13 protein-coding genes are annotated in these 16,226 nt (G+C 33.9%); 2 read left to right on the top strand and 11 right to left on the bottom strand.

Features of this window, described 5'->3' with window-relative positions; all coding sequences use genetic code 11:
• Positions 1–8: 8 nt before the first annotated feature.
• From clpX to CYJ72_RS00050, 4 genes are all read right to left on the bottom strand, one after another.
• Positions 9–1,253 carry an ATP-dependent Clp protease ATP-binding subunit ClpX gene (gene clpX, locus CYJ72_RS00065; RefSeq protein WP_284629964.1) on the bottom strand — a complete coding sequence of 415 codons (1,245 nt, stop codon included), beginning with the start codon at positions 1,251–1,253 and terminating at the stop codon, positions 9–11.
• Between the two features lie 148 nt (positions 1,254–1,401).
• Positions 1,402–2,682 carry a trigger factor gene (gene tig, locus CYJ72_RS00060; RefSeq protein ID WP_066124018.1) on the bottom strand — a complete coding sequence of 427 codons (1,281 nt, stop codon included), beginning with the start codon at positions 2,680–2,682 and terminating at the stop codon, positions 1,402–1,404.
• A 149-nt stretch (positions 2,683–2,831) separates the two neighbouring features.
• Positions 2,832–3,809, bottom strand: a complete 978-nt coding sequence (locus CYJ72_RS00055; RefSeq protein ID WP_101813433.1) for an IS30 family transposase — start codon at positions 3,807–3,809, stop codon at positions 2,832–2,834.
• A complete protein-coding gene (locus tag CYJ72_RS00050; RefSeq protein ID WP_284629961.1) occupies positions 3,752–4,027 on the bottom strand; it encodes a hypothetical protein in 276 nt (91 codons plus the stop codon). Before CYJ72_RS00050 ends, CYJ72_RS00055 begins: the two co-directional genes overlap by 58 nt.
• Positions 4,028–4,213: 186 nt before the next feature.
• Between CYJ72_RS00050 and recU the strand changes: the two genes are divergently transcribed.
• Positions 4,214–4,810: a Holliday junction resolvase RecU gene (gene recU / locus CYJ72_RS00045; RefSeq protein ID WP_066124020.1), complete on the top strand. Its 597-nt coding sequence runs from the start codon at positions 4,214–4,216 to the stop codon at positions 4,808–4,810.
• 26 nt (positions 4,811–4,836) lie between these two features.
• Positions 4,837–7,326, top strand: a complete 2,490-nt coding sequence (locus tag CYJ72_RS00040; RefSeq protein ID WP_101813695.1) for a transglycosylase domain-containing protein — start codon at positions 4,837–4,839, stop codon at positions 7,324–7,326.
• A 528-nt stretch (positions 7,327–7,854) separates the two neighbouring features.
• On the opposite strand, the gene CYJ72_RS00035 is transcribed toward CYJ72_RS00040, so the two are convergent.
• The 7 genes from CYJ72_RS00035 to CYJ72_RS00005 form a co-directional block, all read right to left on the bottom strand.
• A complete protein-coding gene (locus CYJ72_RS00035) occupies positions 7,855–8,577 on the bottom strand; it encodes a DnaD domain-containing protein (RefSeq protein WP_066126402.1) in 723 nt (240 codons plus the stop codon).
• A 241-nt stretch (positions 8,578–8,818) separates the two neighbouring features.
• Positions 8,819–10,117 (bottom strand): asparagine--tRNA ligase, encoded by a 1,299-nt coding sequence (gene asnS, locus CYJ72_RS00030; RefSeq protein WP_284629958.1) that lies wholly within the window; start codon positions 10,115–10,117, stop codon positions 8,819–8,821.
• 15 nt (positions 10,118–10,132) lie between these two features.
• Positions 10,133–10,609 carry a hypothetical protein gene (locus tag CYJ72_RS00025; RefSeq protein WP_066126405.1) on the bottom strand — a complete coding sequence of 159 codons (477 nt, stop codon included), beginning with the start codon at positions 10,607–10,609 and terminating at the stop codon, positions 10,133–10,135.
• Between the two features lie 58 nt (positions 10,610–10,667).
• Positions 10,668–13,163, bottom strand: coding sequence for an exonuclease domain-containing protein (locus tag CYJ72_RS00020; RefSeq protein ID WP_284629956.1), 2,496 nt, complete (start codon positions 13,161–13,163; stop codon positions 10,668–10,670).
• Positions 13,164–13,174: 11 nt separating this feature from the next.
• Positions 13,175–14,392, bottom strand: a complete 1,218-nt coding sequence (locus CYJ72_RS00015) for a CCA tRNA nucleotidyltransferase (RefSeq protein ID WP_284629954.1) — start codon at positions 14,390–14,392, stop codon at positions 13,175–13,177.
• Entirely contained in the window at positions 14,393–14,932 is a 540-nt protein-coding gene (locus CYJ72_RS00010; RefSeq protein WP_066126411.1) for a YpiB family protein, read from the bottom strand.
• Positions 14,933–14,942: 10 nt separating this feature from the next.
• Entirely contained in the window at positions 14,943–16,226 is a 1,284-nt protein-coding gene (locus CYJ72_RS00005) for a tetratricopeptide repeat protein (RefSeq protein WP_284629948.1), read from the bottom strand.

Genomic DNA, 16,226 nt, shown 5'->3' with positions numbered 1-16,226 from the left:
TTCACCTCTTAATTTAATTTTTTATTACGTTTACCATAATAATCCGGTTTTTTAATTCCATCAATACTCTCTTTAGTAATGACCACTTTTTTGAGTTCCTCATGCGTTGGTGCTTCAAACATGACATCTAACATCACATGTTCAATGATTGATCTTAAACCACGGGCGCCAGTTTCTCTTTCAATCGCCTTTTTCGCTATCGCTCTTAAAGCATCTTCTTCAAACTCAAGTTTGACATCATCAATGGCTAGCAATTTTTGGTATTGTTTTACAATAGCATTTTTAGGCTCAGTTAAAATGGCTACTAAATCATCTTCAGTTAATTTCTCTAAAGCAGCAACGATTGGTAATCGACCAATAAATTCAGGAATCAAACCAAATTTTATTAAGTCTTCTGGCGTAATTTGTTGCATTAAACTTTTCGTTTCGTCAACTTTTCCGGTATTATTACCGAAACCAATTACTTTGCTACCTAAACGTTCTTTGACAATGGTTTCTACGCCGTCAAAAGCTCCCCCAACAATAAATAAGATTTGACTAGTGTCTAATTTTAAGAAATCTTGGTTAGGATGTTTACGGCCTCCTTTTGGTGGAATATTTGCTTCTGTCCCTTCTAAAATCTTTAAGAGTGATTGTTGAACACCTTCACCACTGACATCGCGTGTAATGGAAACATTTTCGGATTTTCTGGCAATTTTATCAATTTCATCCACGTAGATAATACCTTTGCTCGCTCTATCTAAGTCATAATCTGCCGATTGAACTAATTTTAATAAAATATTTTCAACGTCCTCACCAACGTATCCCGCTTCAGTTAAAGTGGTCGCATCGGCAATTGCAAAAGGCACATTTAATAATCTAGCTAAGCTTTGTGCTAAAAAGGTCTTACCAGAACCAGTAGGTCCAATTAAACAAATATTACTTTTCTGTAATTCGACGCCATCTTCTTCTGTATCATTATGACTAATTCTTTTGTAATGATTGTAGACGGCGACAGCTAAAGATTTTTTAGCTTCATCTTGACCGATTACATATTCATTTAATGAATTTAAAATTTCAATCGGTTTTAAAATATTAATCTGATCGTTTTGTTTCTTATAATTATTTTCTTCATCAATAATAGTCTGACATAACGCTACACACTCATCACAGATATAGACATCAGGACCTGCTATTATTTTATTTACCTCATCTTGAGACTTCCCACAAAATGAGCAATAATAATCATTTGTTCGAGTATTAATTCGACTCAATTGATTTCCTCCTTGCTCAAAATTCTTTCTTATATACTGGCGAAACAGGGATGCAATAAATTGGTCCTATTCTAATAGAAAGACCCATTGCCATCCCTGTTCCTATTGTAGCTCACATAATTAATTATTAGCTAATAAAATGTCTTAATTATTTTTGTACAGCAGTTGAAACAATTAATTCCATTGCTTTTTTCAATTTAATATCTGAAGTTAACATATCGTTAGAAACGAATTGTTTAACTTGATCAGCTGACATTTGGTATTGAGTAGCTAATTCGTTGACTTCATTTTCAATTTCTTCTTCTGTTACAGTTAAATCTTCATTTTCAACAATTGCTTCTAAAACTAAGTTAGTTTTTGTTCTTAATTCAGCTTCTTCACCGAATTGATCATGTAAATCTGCTTCTGAAGAACCTGTAATTTGGAAGTATAAATCTTTGTCAATACCTTGACGTTTTAAGTTATTTAAGAAGTGATCCATTTGACGGTGAATTTCTTCGTGAACCATTTCGTATGGTAATTCAACGATTTCAGCATTTTCAACAGCTTTACGGATAGCTAAATCTTCAACGATTTCTTTAGCAGCTGCTTCTTTAGATTCAGTTAAATCAACACGAATTTTATTTTCTAATTCAGCTAAAGTTTCAACTGAGTCATCTGCATCTTTAGCAAATTCATCATCTAATTCAGGTAATTGTAAAGCTTTTACTTCATGAACTTTAACTTTGAAAGTTGCTTCTTTACCTGCTAAATCTTCTGCATGATATTCTTCTGGGAAAGTTACCACTACATCTTTTTCATCGCCAGGTTTTACGCCAACTAATTGATCTTCAAATCCAGGGATAAATGAATTAGAACCTAATTCTAATGAATGGTTTTCACCTTTTCCACCTTCAAATGCTTCATCACCAACGAAACCTTCAAAGTCAATCACTACTGTATCACCTGATTCAGCTGCGTCTTCTTTAACAACTAATTCAGCTAAACTTTTACGTTTAGATTCGATTTCATTTTTTACGTCTTCGTCAGTAACTGTTGTGTCTTGTTTTTCAACTTCTAAGTTTTTATATTCACCTAATTTTACTTCAGGTTTTAAAGTAACTTTTGCAGTTAATACCCATGGTTGACCCTTTTCCATTGATTTAACATCAATTACCGGTTGAGTTACCACATCTAACTCTGCTTCTTTAACAGCTGATTCATAAGCTTTAGGTAATGTAGAGTTTAACACTTCTTCATATAAAGCTGATTCTCCATAAACATTGTTGAATACTTGACGTGGAACTTTTCCTTTACGGAATCCTGGTACAGTAATATTTTTTTGTACTCGTTTGAAAGCTTTGTCTAATCCCTCTTTAATATCTTCTACAGGAATTTCAAACGTTAAGATTCCTTCATTTACTGATGTTTTTTCAAAATTTGTTGTCATTTTGTATAAACCTCCACATTATCTAATATTTAACATACTCCCTTATTTTACTCTAAAAGTTGCTTCTTGTAAATAATAATACCCCTTTATCACGAGTTTTTTCATAAAAAAGACATATTTTTGTGCTATTGGCAAATTTCAAGTTTAAATTAGCCAGCGTACATCATCTCAAATGGTGATTTGTAGTTGAACATTCTTTTCGGATAATGATTAATCCAGTTTTCAATTTTCTTTACTTCTAATTCCGTTACATCTGTTGTTCCTTTAGGTAAAAACCGCCTTATTAGTCGATTGTGGTTTTCGTTTGTTCCCCGTTCATATGAACAATAGGGATGGGCATAATAAATATGCTCATAAGGAAAGACTTCATGCAGTCTAAAAAATTCAACACCATTATCCGCAGTAATTGATTTAATCGCATATTCATTGAGTATATCTAATAAAGCATTATTGACGGATGCCGCCTGTTTATTCGGAATCAGTCGAATAATTTGATGGCGTGTCCGACGATCGGTTAATACGAGTAAACATTTATTGGTCTTGCGCGTTAGAATCACGGTGTCAATTTCATAATGACCGTACTCACCACGCTGATTAATGACTTCCGGACGCATTTCTATGGATTGACCTTTCACTCTAAATTGCGAGCTAGTATTCTTACGTTTTTTCTTTGATTTACGTGGATAAAGTAAGTCATTCGATGTTAAACCTAAATGTCCGTTATGAATCCAATAGTAAATCGTTGAAACAGGAACGTTGACAAGATTAGAATGAACGATCATTTCTGGTGAATATTTCATTTCGGTCAGAAAATGAACGAGTGTTTCTTTGGTTTCCTTATCAAGTGACACTTTGCGTCCGCACTTGTCGCGCTGTTTTAAATACTGAGAATGAGCATACTCAGCAGAATAAATCTTTTTGAAGCGACCTTTTCTAACTTGTTGAAGAACGAGCCCTCTTTTTATTTCATTATGAATCGTTTGAGGGGCTTTATCTAGAAGACGCGCAATTTCACGATTAGACTTACCACTATGGTGCCAACGCTCAATATTATGACGATCGTCCAAGGTTAAATGTTTATTTCGGGTCTTGCTTTCTGCTGAAAATGAATTATAATGATGATACATCTTAAAACGTCCTTTATTCTGGTTTTGTCACTACAATAATAACGTTTTGAGATGTTTTTTTCTATACTTTTTCTATACCGTAGCACTTGACTGAATCGTCGAATCGGGTGCGGGGTCACTCCCCGACCTTTTTGCACTTCGCTTAAATTTTCGGTCGAGTCATTTAGCTTACCCGATTCTCCCATTAAGTAAAGTGCTACTGTTGTATTGAAAGCCATAAAATAGTTCCCCTCCCATCCGCAACTAGCAGCTTTATTTTCAATCATAAAAATGGGGAGGATACACAATTTAAGTGGCTAATTTAATTTTAGAACTTTCAATTTTTGTGCTATTATAAAAATAAACTTTCTAAATCTATTCTAAATAACGATTATTTAGTATAATGACTGTTAGGAGGTATGAGAATGATTAATTATCCAACTGGTTCCAAACCGAATCACCATCATACAAAAAAGACCGAGCATACTCACAATACTATATACGGTAGTCGTGGAATGTCACTCGAAGATAAAATCAATCAATCCAATGAGTATTATTTAACGCATCATCTGGCTGTTATTCATAAAAAACCAACTCCGGTTCAAGTAGTGAAGGTTGACTATCCGCGCAGAAGTGCTGCCAAAATAGTAGAAGCTTATTATCGTCATGCTTCAACAACGGATTATAATGGTGTTTATCAAGGCTTTTATATTGATTTTGAAGCAAAGGAAACTAAAAATAAAACCAGTTTCCCGCTTGCAAATTTACCAGAGCATCAAAGAACGCATATGCTTCAATGTATTGAACAAGGCGGAATTGCGTTTTTAATCTTATCTTTTGCTGCTCATAATGAAACTTATATCATCCCCTATGAAAAAGTAGATAGGGAAATTAAAAAAAGTAAGAAACAAAGTTTAACTTATGATTTTATAAAACAAGAAGGATTTTTATGCAAAGAAGGTCTATTCCCAATAATTGATTATTTAGCTGCATTAGATCAATATATTGAATCCAGAGAATAATTTGTTTGTTGAAAGGAAGTAGTAATATGGCAACAGGTAGTCGTGTAGAACGAAAAAAATATCAAAATAGAAAAAAACAGAGTCCTCGTAAAAACAAAGGAAAGAATTGGTTGAAACGCATCTTCATTGTTTTAGTGGCTTTATTCTTTTTGGTCATGATTGGTGGTGCTTCTCTTTTTGGTTATTATGCAATGAATGCACCTAAGATTTCTGGAGAGGACCTCCGTGGTCAAGTTTCTTCCAAAATATATGACCAAAATGGTGAACTGATTAAAACCTTGGGTGGACAAAATCGGGAATTAATGGCTGATGGTGAAGTACCTCAACTATTAGAGGATGCTGTCTTAGCGATAGAAGACTCCCGTTTCTACTCTCACCATGGTATTGACCCTATCCGTATCGTTGGCGCTTTACTGTCTAACCTGAGAGCTGGTCAATTACGTGAAGGTGGTAGTACTATCACGCAACAATTAATTAAATTATCAGTGTTCTCCACCGATTTTACTGATCAGACACTTGAAAGAAAAGCACAAGAAGCATGGTTATCTTTACAAATCGAACAAAAGTATTCTAAAGAAGAAATATTAACCTTATATTTGAATAAACTTTTCTACTCTAATAATGTTTATGGTGCTAAAACAGCTGTAAAAAGATTTTTTAATAAAGAACTGGCTGACATCACACTGGCTGAAGCTGCCCTACTTGCTGGTTTACCTCAAGCACCATCTGATTATGATCCTTATTCTTATCCCGAAGCTGCCAAGGAACGTCGTGATTTAGTATTAAGTGTCATGTATGATCGTGGCTTAATTTCACAAAGTGATTATCAATCAGCAGTAGACACTTCAATTGAATCAATGCTAGTACCACTGGATAATAATACCATTGATGATATTGATTATGTCATTGATGCTTATCTAGATGTCGTGGCTAAAGAAGTACAAGAAAAATCAAATATCAATATTTTTACTGATGGTGTCGAAGTCTATACCAATTTAAACTTGGACGCACAGAAAAAATTATATCAAACCGTTAATGATAATGATGCGGTCGTCTTCCCTGATAATAATATGCAAACCGCTGTATCCGTCATCGATGTTAGTACTGGTGCCTTACAAGCCATTGCCGGTGGTCGTAAACAAGATGTTGTCTTAGGACTAAACCGTGCCAATACTTTAAATCGTAGTATAGGCTCAACGATGAAGCCACTATCCGCTTATGGCCCTGCCATCGAATACTTAAATTACTCAACGGGTCAATTAGTTGTAGATGAACCGATGACATATTCTAATGGCGATGAAATATATAACTTTGATTTTGAATATAAAGGAAAAATGACAATCCGTGAAGCCTTAGCTGGTTCACGAAATATTACTGCTCTAAAAATGTTACAAAAAGTTGGATTAGATAATGCCTATGCTTTCTTACAAAAACTTGAGATTAACATTTTAAATAATAATCAAAAAGAATTAGTTGAAGCCAATGCGATTGGTGGTGAAGTGACTCCGATTCAATTATCGGGAGCTTATGCTGCGATTGCCAATTATGGTCAATATAATCGTCCTTATACAGTAAATAAGATTATTACCGCAGCAGGTACAGAAGAAGTATATGAAACTGTTTCTCAACAAGCGATGAAAGATTCAACTGCTTATATGTTAACCGATATTTTAAAAGGTGTCCCTGGCACTTTCGCCACAGCCTCTGGTATTGATAATATTATTCAAGCAGGTAAAACAGGTACCACTAACTATACTAAAGATCAACTCACTCAATTAGGTCTTGATGAGTCTACCTATGCAGCACCTGATGCCTGGTATGTCGGTTTTACACCGCAATATGCCATTGCAACTTGGGTTGGTTATGATAATCCATATGAATCTGGTAATTATTTAACCTTAGAGCAGACGAGAATTCCTCAACTTATCTATAAAGAAATGATGACCTACTTAATGAAGAACGTCCCAATTACTGATTGGCAAAAACCACGTTCAGTAACCGAAGTAGAAATCGAAAAATATACAGATCCTATTATGTTGCCTGGTCCTTATACACCTCAAGAAGCTCGATCAAAAGAATTATTCGTAGCTGATAGCAATATTCCAAAAACAGAATCAATTGCTTATGGACAATATGTCAATGCTCCAACAGCATTTGATGCCAATTATAATCAAGAAGCTCAGCAAATTGAAGCATACTGGCAAGGTCATTTAGATCAAAATGCGGTCTATCAGTTATCCTTAAATGATTCCGTCATTTATACTGGAACGAATACTTCCTTTACTATCTCAGCACCCGCAACATCTGGACAATATGTTCTTAAATTAAGAATTGTCAATGGTAATAGTGTGTCGGATACTTTAGTTATTACCCTAACCTTATCAGAAGCGACCACCGAATCAACTGAAACAACTGAAGAAACTACTACTGGTGGAGAAACAACCGCACCTGAACAGACAGCTCCTGAGACCACTCCAGAAGCAACTGAAGCCGTCACTGAAGAACCTACTCAATAAAATAAAAAAGCTCTATTCGTGTTCTGAACTGCCCCCTGTCAAGTAGACAAGAGGCAGTTCATTCAATCGCGTTAGAGCTTTTTTTATAGCCTATTTTTTAGGCTATGCCTAAACTTTATATATTTAGTTAAATTAGGATTCGTTAATAAGAAGCGCAGGGGTTGAGTGGCCTCAAACGGCGTCTTAATGAGGTTAGGCATAAATTTGATAAATTCAATTCAGTGTTTGCTCTTTATATAAAAGCGCAGGGGTTGAGTGGCCTCAAACTGCGTCTTAATGACTTGTTTGATACCTACTCAACTGTGCGGGGGTGAACAGACGAAGCGAAAATCATTTGATTTTCTACTTCTGGTCCACTCCCAACTGTGCGGGGGTAGGCCAACGAAGCGAAAATTATTCAATTTCCTACTTCTGGTCTACTCCCAACTGGGCGGAGGTAGGCAGACGAAGCGAAAGTCATTCGCTTTTCTACTTCTTGCCCACTCCCCAAAAAATTCTATTTGTTTAAGTCTTTTAGTGCTCTGCTCTTTATTCTGGTTTAAATCGATTCCAGTCAAATTCTGGAACTTTAAAGGGTTCAAATTCTGGGACTTGATTGCCCAAATTAGCTTGACGACTACGCTCTGTTTTGGCTTGATTAAATGATTCAATTTCTCTTTTTGCTTCTTGGACAGTCCGTACATTTTTCTTTTTCCAGTCTAGTAATATTCGATCAATATATTTTAAACTGATGGCTTGATTTAATACGGCTTGTTGCAGTGCCAAAATAATGACCTCATCATTAAATTGATCCATTTGTTTCCAATCGGCTATTTGCATTAATTCCAATTGGGTTAAACTACGACCAAACTCACCTTCAAATAATTGAATTAAAGATTTTTGCTCAGATTCATTTAAACCATCTTGTGATTCAGGTTCATCTTTTTTATAAAAACTTTCTAAAAACAAGTAAAGGGGTTCTAATGAAATAATATCCATTTGTTTTCCGTGATGATCCTTAATCATTTCAAATTGAATGTATTCCTTCGTTAATAATTCAGATAGAAATTCATAGGATTCATTTTCACTCCACCCTAAATTTGTTGATACCCGTTGTAAATAAGCTTCGCTTTGCAATTCAACTTGATGATCGATTAAATATAATAATAAAATAAAAGCCTGAGGACTTAAATCTAATTCTTTATAATGGGTGATAATTCCCTTAGGAATCAGTGACACACCTTCTTTAAAAAATTGTTGCAACATCGACATTTTCTTCACTCCATTTTGATAAAATAAGGAGTGAGCTTAAAGAAGAAACAAAATCATGTTCCTTCTTTGGCCCACTCCCCTAAGCTTGACTTGGGTTTGAAATTTCATTATATAACATTGAGTCTGAAGTAAATAGTCAATTGCTTATTACTTCATCTGCTCTTTAATGACTATCCTTTATTGCAGGTGTTTCGTTAATCTGAAATGCACCCTCATCTTGTAAAAATAAAATTGAAGGAAATTATGGATAAATACGGTTTAATAAGCGTGGGAATGCTGACGTTTCTCTAATATGTTCAATGCCGCTAATCCAAGCAACAGCACGTTCTAAACCAATACCGAATCCAGAATGTGGAACCGAACCATATTTTCTTAAATCTAAATACCAAGCATATGTATCAGAATCTAAACCAAAGTTTTTAATGTTTTCAGCTAAAACATCGTAATCAATCTCACGTTCTGAACCACCAATGATTTCTCCATAACCTTCTGGTGCAATCATATCAGCACATAAAACCGTACGAGGATCCTCAGGATTCACTTTCATGTAAAATGGTTTAATTGATTTTGGATAATTAACAATGAAAATTGGTTGCTCATATTGACTAGCAATAAATGTTTCATGTGGTGAACCAAAATCATCCCCCCAAGTAATATCATCAAAGCCATTTTTATTTAATAATTCAATGGCATCTGTATATGAAATACGAGGATAAGGCGTAATAGTATATTTACGTAATTGCTCAACATCACGGTCCAATGTTTTCAATGCTAATTGACAATTATCAATAACGCTTTGAACTAAATAAGCCACATATTTCTCTTGAACTTCTAAACTTTCTTCATGTTCTACAAAAGCCATTTCTGGTTCCATCATCCAAAACTCAATTAAATGACGGCGTGTTTTTGATTTTTCTGCGCGGAAGGTTGGTCCAAACGAGAATACTTTACCAAAAGCCATCGCTGCCGCTTCCATATATAATTGTCCACTTTGAGATAGAAAGGCATCGTCATCAAAATATTTAGTATGGAAAAGTTCTGTAGTCCCTTCCGGTGCTGAACCTGTTAAAATAGGCGGGTCAACTTTTACAAAACCATTTTCACTCATAAATTGATACGTCGCACGAATAATTTCATTTCTAATCGTTAAGATGGCATGTTGTTTAGATGAACGTAGCCATAAGTGACGATGGTCCATTAAGAAATCTGTACCATGTTCTTTAGGTGTGATTGGATAATCGTGGCTTTCACCTACTAGTTGAATATCTTTTACTAATAATTCATAGCCTAATGCTGAACGAGTATCTTCCTGAACAACTCCAGTTAAAATAATACTTGATTCTTGGCCTAATGATTTAGCTAATTCAAATACTTCTTCGCTCACGTCTGCCTTAACGACGATTCCTTGGAAATATGATGTACCGTCACGCAATTGTAAAAAGGCGATTTTACCACTACTTCTTTTGTTCGTCACCCAAGCGTTAATATGAACTTCTTGACCAACAAACTGAGCTGCTTGTTTCATTGTTATTGTTTCCATATTGCCTCCTGAAATTTAAATATTTTCGATAGTTTGAATCCAAGTACCATCTTTTGCACTAATAATGTAATAAGTGATAGTACCATTATTATTTTTAATCGTTGCTTCCCAAATTGGCTCTTGATTAATTTGTGCTAATCTCATTTGCACAATTTTATCGGGTTGCATATCATACAAAACGATAGAAGTTGCTTCATCTTCTGTTATAATTTCGTCTTTAGTATAATAGTTGGTTTCGCCACCTTCTTGCGTAATAATTGCGTAATGTTGCTGTCCTCTATCGTCATTAAAATCGACTGCAAAATAAGTTTTATCAGTAGTACTCCAATAAAATTTATTAACATTCTCGACTTTAAAATCATATGATATTAATTTGACTGCTTCATCTTCCGCTCGATAAATACTATCTTGTGTACGCATAAAAAGAAGGACTAAACTGACTAAAATCGTTAATAAAACGAAAGTTAAAAATGAAATAAACTTCTTACTCATGCCTCGACCTCCTTTATGGTTTTCAACATTACTATTTTACCAGTTTTTTTAGTTTCTGTCAGTCCATAATTTCAAAATTTATCCAACGTTCAAAATATTCACGAACTTGACTGGAGTAATACTTAGTATAAATGCGTTCATCAAACAAATAAATTTGCGAATCAGGATAAAAATCATTCAATAATGATAAGGTTTGGCTAAAATCACCTAACATCCTAGCAATTAAGTAATAATCAAATAATTGGTTATTACTCCACCCTTTGAACTGTTTTATTTTTTTACTTAAAGGATGATTTTGACTGGTGAAAGGTAAAGTATGAATAAAAATATCAAATATAAAATCATAAGTGGGTAATTGATTTAATTCTATTTTATGACGACTGATGATCATGATAGAAAGATCATTATCGTTAAAATTTCGAATCACTTTCCGACCACTGCCGGTGACGCCTTCAGCTAATAATTGATAAGGCTTGAAGGTGCCATCATAACTTAATAAATTATAAGTATACTCAACAGTTGCCCGATTAGGGCTAATAATCATTATCTTTTGTTGACATTGCTCCAAATTATCTTTTAAAAATGCTACTTGAGCTTTGGCAGCTTTTTCTTGAAAATAACTCATCGCTTCGAAATCATTCATTTCTATTTCATTTTCAGCATCAATCAGGTAACCAAAAGGGATTTTAATCAATTTTTTTTGATAATAAATATCAGGTAAATTAATTTTTTTTAATGATTCGAATAAGTTGTGATTTCCAAATATATTTTGCTTAGTTTCCAAATAATCCTGATCTAAAATTAGGACTTTATTAAAGGCATTTAATATAGTATTAACACCTAAATCAGATTGAAGATCATTATATTCTAACACTAAATGGAAAAAATTATGATTAAACTGAACCGATTTGATTAAAATATCGCCATTATTTAGAGATACCTTTAGCAGTGAATTAATGCCTTTCAAGGTCATCTCAAGATACTGCTTAAAGTCTAAATGAAATTCATTTGATAAAGCACGTAATTGCTCTAATTGTTGTTTAATCGCTGTTAATTGATTGATTAAATACTGATTCATTTCCTGTTCACACACAAGATATCGTTGAACTTGAACTTTTGAAAAACTAGTAAATTCCTTTTTAAATTCATCTAATAAGCTAATTAACAACGCATTGATTTGTTTTAAAGCTGATAGCATTGGTCCAGTTAACGGTTTTAAAGTTTCAGGTTGTTCATCCATTTGCATAATCGAGTCATAATAGTTTTGTAATTCAATAAAATGTTGACTGAGAGGTATTTCTAAACGATTGAACGCGTAAAGTTGATAGACGAATGCTCCCAAATCATCAATGTAAAGTTGGTAATGCCCTGTTTTTAAAATTGCTGAATTCAACAATCCTTTTAATTTGTATATTTGTTGATGGTTCACTAATAGATAAGGGGCCTGGGCCAATATCTTTAAATAGCGCTGGTAATAGGCATCATCATACCACATAAAATGGGATGGCACATGCTTCTCGAAAATCTGGTTAATGGCGATATCCGAATTTAATTCGTCTAATAAACCAGATTGTGTCACAAAACTCCATTGATAAACTCCCAATAACTGCAATAATTCATTTTGGTTAAGGTTCAAATGATGTAAATGATCAATTAACCAATTTAAAGCTGCTCGACTTAAAAATTCATTTTTATTTCTCAACGATAAACAATGAGGTAAATGATGTTGATAATATTCCACATCATTGGTCACAATAACAGTAGGTTCCGTTATTTGATGGACTAAGTGTCGTTTCGTATCAAGTGTTAATGGTGCTCGATTGGCTTTTACAATGACACGTTCATTAAGTTGAAATTGATTTAAAATCCATTTGGCTAATGGGTCTTCCTGCTTCGTCTCGATTTGACTCGCTTGTGAAACACGTAGAGTGTTATCTATTAGAATAAACTCACCTGGATTTTCAAAAAAGTACTGTTCATTATGTTTTAAAAAAGGACTTAAATCCACTAATTTTGCACTAGCATCACCCGGTAGTTGATAGAAAGCTTGAGCTAAATCACTTAATATTCTAGCTGTAACCAATGCGTCCATTTTCGCATCATGAGCATTAGGAAATTCAATCCCTAAATTCTGGGCCAATTCTGTCAAATTAAAACCAGTCGCACTAGGTAACATAATACGCGCAATCCATTCGCTATCTAATGCGTACTTACAATCAAAGGTTAAATGACTCGCTTCAAAAGATTTTTCAATAAAAGGCAAATCAAAGGCTAAATTATGTGCCACAAAAAGACAATCTTGTAATCTATTTAGCCATAAATTGGCCACCTTGGCAAATGTAGGTGCTTTATCTACCTCTTCTTGTTTAATACCCGTTAAGTTTTGTATATGAGTTGGTATCTCTCGTTCGGGATTAATTAGCATGGAATGTTCGCCAATAATTTGGCCATTTTCAATAATAATGGCCGCAATTTGAATCATGCGATCCCCTTCAGAAAAACTAGGACCAGTGGTCTCAATATCCACATAGGCAATTTTTTTGATTGTTTCCATGCTCTTCATCCTTACTCTATTTCATAATTTAAAGCAAAAGCTTTTAATGCTGCTTCTTCATTAGGTAGTTGTCTCATTACCACTTGATATTCCATTTCTCTTAATAAATCTCCTAATTGGGCATTTCCTTTTTCTAAACCTAACCAGCCCATGACGGTCTTTCCATTAGCTACTAAATCGGATTTTTGATGAATTACTAATTGACTTTTCAGCTCTTTAACAACAGGTTGATAATCAGGATTTAAGTGCTGTTGTCTGGCTTCGATGGGATTAATTAATGCCATTTTATAATGATAAACTTCCCAAAGGGTTAATGGACTTTTTTGTATTATTTTATCCAGTTCATATAAATCTTTGACATCTTGAATTAAATGATTGCTATGTGTCCATTTTCTTAAAAACTTATTAGCTTGTGTGACGGTTAACCCTAAGCCTTTGGCGAATAAAAACCAAGCAAAATTTTCTTCAATCATTAGCGACGATGGTATCTGTTCATTCATGTACTGCAAAGCCTTTTGACAATCTAAACCATCTAATAATGGTAAATGCTGACTAATCTGGGTATCAAATAATAGTAGTGCGTTATCTTTGAAATGACTTCCTTGAAAATATTTACTCAATTCAATTCTAACTCTTTCAACTGCTATTTTAGGTAATAAGTGGGCATATTGTTGAATGGCTTCAAAAGTTAAAGGTTCAATGGCAAAACCTAATTGGCTAGCAAAACGAATAGCGCGGATAATTCTGAGTGCATCTTCTTGAAATCGTTCCGCTGGCACTCCGACCGCCCGAATCAATTGCGCTTGAAGATCTTCTACACCATGATGATAATCAAATAATTGCCCTTCTGCATCAAAAGCTAAAGCGTTGATAGTAAAATCCCGCCTTAAAGTATCTTCTCTTAAATCTCGGACAAAATTTACGGTATCAGGATGTCTAAAATCAGAATAATATCCTTCAGTTCGAAAAGTAGTAATTTCATAAGGAATATGTTTTTCTACTACAATAATCGTGCCGTGTTCTTTTCCCACATCAATTGTATTGTAAAAAATCCCTTCAATTTCATGTGGTAAAGCACTACTAGCAATATCAATATCATGAATCGTTTTACCCAATAATGTATCGCGGACACATCCACCAACAAAATAAGCCTCATAACCATGAGACTCAATTCGCTTTAATATCGGTTGAGCTTCCAGAAACAAAGGATCTGTTAATTCTATTTTCATTTACTCACCCTTTGCTTTCTCGATTAATTGTAAATAATATTCAACCTGCTCGTAATTATGCTTACTTAATCCTTCATCAATTTTTTGGCGCCAAATCTTCATTTGAACATCCAGAGTTAATTGTTCTAAAAATACATCCGTATTCTCTTCAATTTTTTCATCTTTAGGTAGATACGGATTTTCTTCGAAGATATCAAACTCATATAACACTGCATAAACATTCGGGATATCAATTTCAAGATAAAATTGATCACGATTAACTTGATAATTTAAGCGAAAATCATGAAAAGCTTGTTCACATAAAGTATATTTTCGAAAATCTTTATAATAAACAAAGGGTTGATTGCTTTTAGTATGATATGAAATATAAATACCTCTTGGAGTATAATGACTCTGCTCAGTAAACGTAATGTACTGAATACAATTGGGTTCGGTCATTAAAAAATATAAAAATTGATTAACCACCGGATTTTGGTGCTTAAAATGTTTAATGAGCCAGTCTAAAAATTGCCTCTTTCTTTGATTGCGGTTAACCATCATTTTATCCCTCCTACTCAATTGTTAATTGTCTTAATTCCGGTATATCATAAAGCGTGTTTTGGTATTGTGTCTTTAAGGGGGCTGCTAATTCTTTTTCATTGAACTTAAGATACAGTTGGGCTAATTCATAAACCAACGTCGGTATATTTAAAGCTAATTCAATGGCATCTAAATAATACGCTTCAGCCTCAACAAAATTATTGGATAATTCAAAATATTTAGCATAAGCATAACTTAAAGATGCAGGTTCTTCAATCTCTTCAGCCATCATATCAGCAAATGCTTCTAGTGGTTCTGCTTGATTCATTTTAACATAATAATGGGTAATCAGTTGAATATATTGGAATTGTTCACTATTATCTTCTAATAATAAAGTATAATCAATCAACTTTTCGATTAATGAATCGCTTAATAAATCCATTTGTGCTGCTAACAGGCTCATTTCACCAATTAATTCATGTCCGATAGGAATATTGCGTTCTAGCCATTCTAAAAGCTTCTTAGCAGCTGTTGCGTCTTGTTGGATGACAGCAATTTGTAATTGAAGAAAAATACTATCTAAATTGTCCTTATCCAGTTCAAATGATTGCTTAGCAAATGCAAGTGCTTGTTCATAATCCTCAACAACAAAGGAAGCTTTGGCAATTTGCAACCATTCTGTAGCAGTTTCAAATTCGGGTAATTGCTTGTTTGCTATCAAATTGGATAATTGCTCAGGATCAATGAATTCACTGTCTATCATCGTATTAATTAACAATGAACGTGCAGAATTAGCCCATTGACTTTTCGGAAAGTAATCCAAAATAACATTCAAAAATTCTTTAGCTTTTATAAAATCATTTTCTTTTAAGTAAAACTGAGCTTGGTAATAATACAATGTCGCAGATTGGGGATTTTCCTTTAATAATTGATCGAGCAACATTTTTTGCTGACGTGTATCCCCTCGTTTGCCCGCAATATGAGCTTGTAAAAGGCGCATTTTTTCTGTCATCGTAAAATGGGATAGTTTGTCTATCCACTCAGCCGCTTGCTCAATTTGATCTAAATCATAAGCTTGTTGTGCTAATAAAAAGCCAATTTCAACATCCGGTTTTATATTCCACAATTCATTTAATAAAGCGATTTTCAAGTCAAGATAACCACTACGTCCAAATAACTGAGCTAATTCAGTCAATTCTAAGTAAGTGTCATTTTCTTCAACTGTTAATTGCAAATAATATTCTAATTCTTGAATTAAGCTATAACCATTCGCAACTGTTTGATATTCTTTAAATAATTCCTGGGCAAGAGACAT

This window comes from Globicatella sanguinis, assembly GCF_002847845.2.
GTDB classification, from domain to species: Bacteria; Bacillota; Bacilli; order Lactobacillales; family Aerococcaceae; genus Globicatella; species Globicatella sanguinis.
Note: the sequence above shows the minus strand (reverse complement) of the source record. Positions and strands in the feature narration are given on the sequence as shown.

What these genes read in the sequence shown, in the direction of transcription:
- asnS (WP_284629958.1), bottom strand. Translation starts at nt 10,117, where the DNA reads ATGGAAACAATAACAATGAAACAAGCAGCTCAGTTTGTTGGTCAAGAA.
- CYJ72_RS00050 (WP_284629961.1), bottom strand. Translation starts at nt 4,027, where the DNA reads ATGGCTTTCAATACAACAGTAGCACTTTACTTAATGGGAGAATCGGGT.
- CYJ72_RS00015 (WP_284629954.1), bottom strand. Translation starts at nt 14,392, where the DNA reads ATGAAAATAGAATTAACAGATCCTTTGTTTCTGGAAGCTCAACCGATA.
- CYJ72_RS00040 (WP_101813695.1), top strand. Translation starts at nt 4,837, where the DNA reads ATGGCAACAGGTAGTCGTGTAGAACGAAAAAAATATCAAAATAGAAAA.
- CYJ72_RS00010 (WP_066126411.1), bottom strand. Translation starts at nt 14,932, where the DNA reads ATGATGGTTAACCGCAATCAAAGAAAGAGGCAATTTTTAGACTGGCTC.
- CYJ72_RS00035 (WP_066126402.1), bottom strand. Translation starts at nt 8,577, where the DNA reads ATGTCGATGTTGCAACAATTTTTTAAAGAAGGTGTGTCACTGATTCCT.
- CYJ72_RS00020 (WP_284629956.1), bottom strand. Translation starts at nt 13,163, where the DNA reads ATGGAAACAATCAAAAAAATTGCCTATGTGGATATTGAGACCACTGGT.
- CYJ72_RS00055 (WP_101813433.1), bottom strand. Translation starts at nt 3,809, where the DNA reads ATGTATCATCATTATAATTCATTTTCAGCAGAAAGCAAGACCCGAAAT.
- CYJ72_RS00025 (WP_066126405.1), bottom strand. Translation starts at nt 10,609, where the DNA reads ATGAGTAAGAAGTTTATTTCATTTTTAACTTTCGTTTTATTAACGATT.
- recU (WP_066124020.1), top strand. Translation starts at nt 4,214, where the DNA reads ATGATTAATTATCCAACTGGTTCCAAACCGAATCACCATCATACAAAA.
- CYJ72_RS00005 (WP_284629948.1), bottom strand. Translation starts at nt 16,226, where the DNA reads ATGTCTCTTGCCCAGGAATTATTTAAAGAATATCAAACAGTTGCGAAT.
- tig (WP_066124018.1), bottom strand. Translation starts at nt 2,682, where the DNA reads ATGACAACAAATTTTGAAAAAACATCAGTAAATGAAGGAATCTTAACG.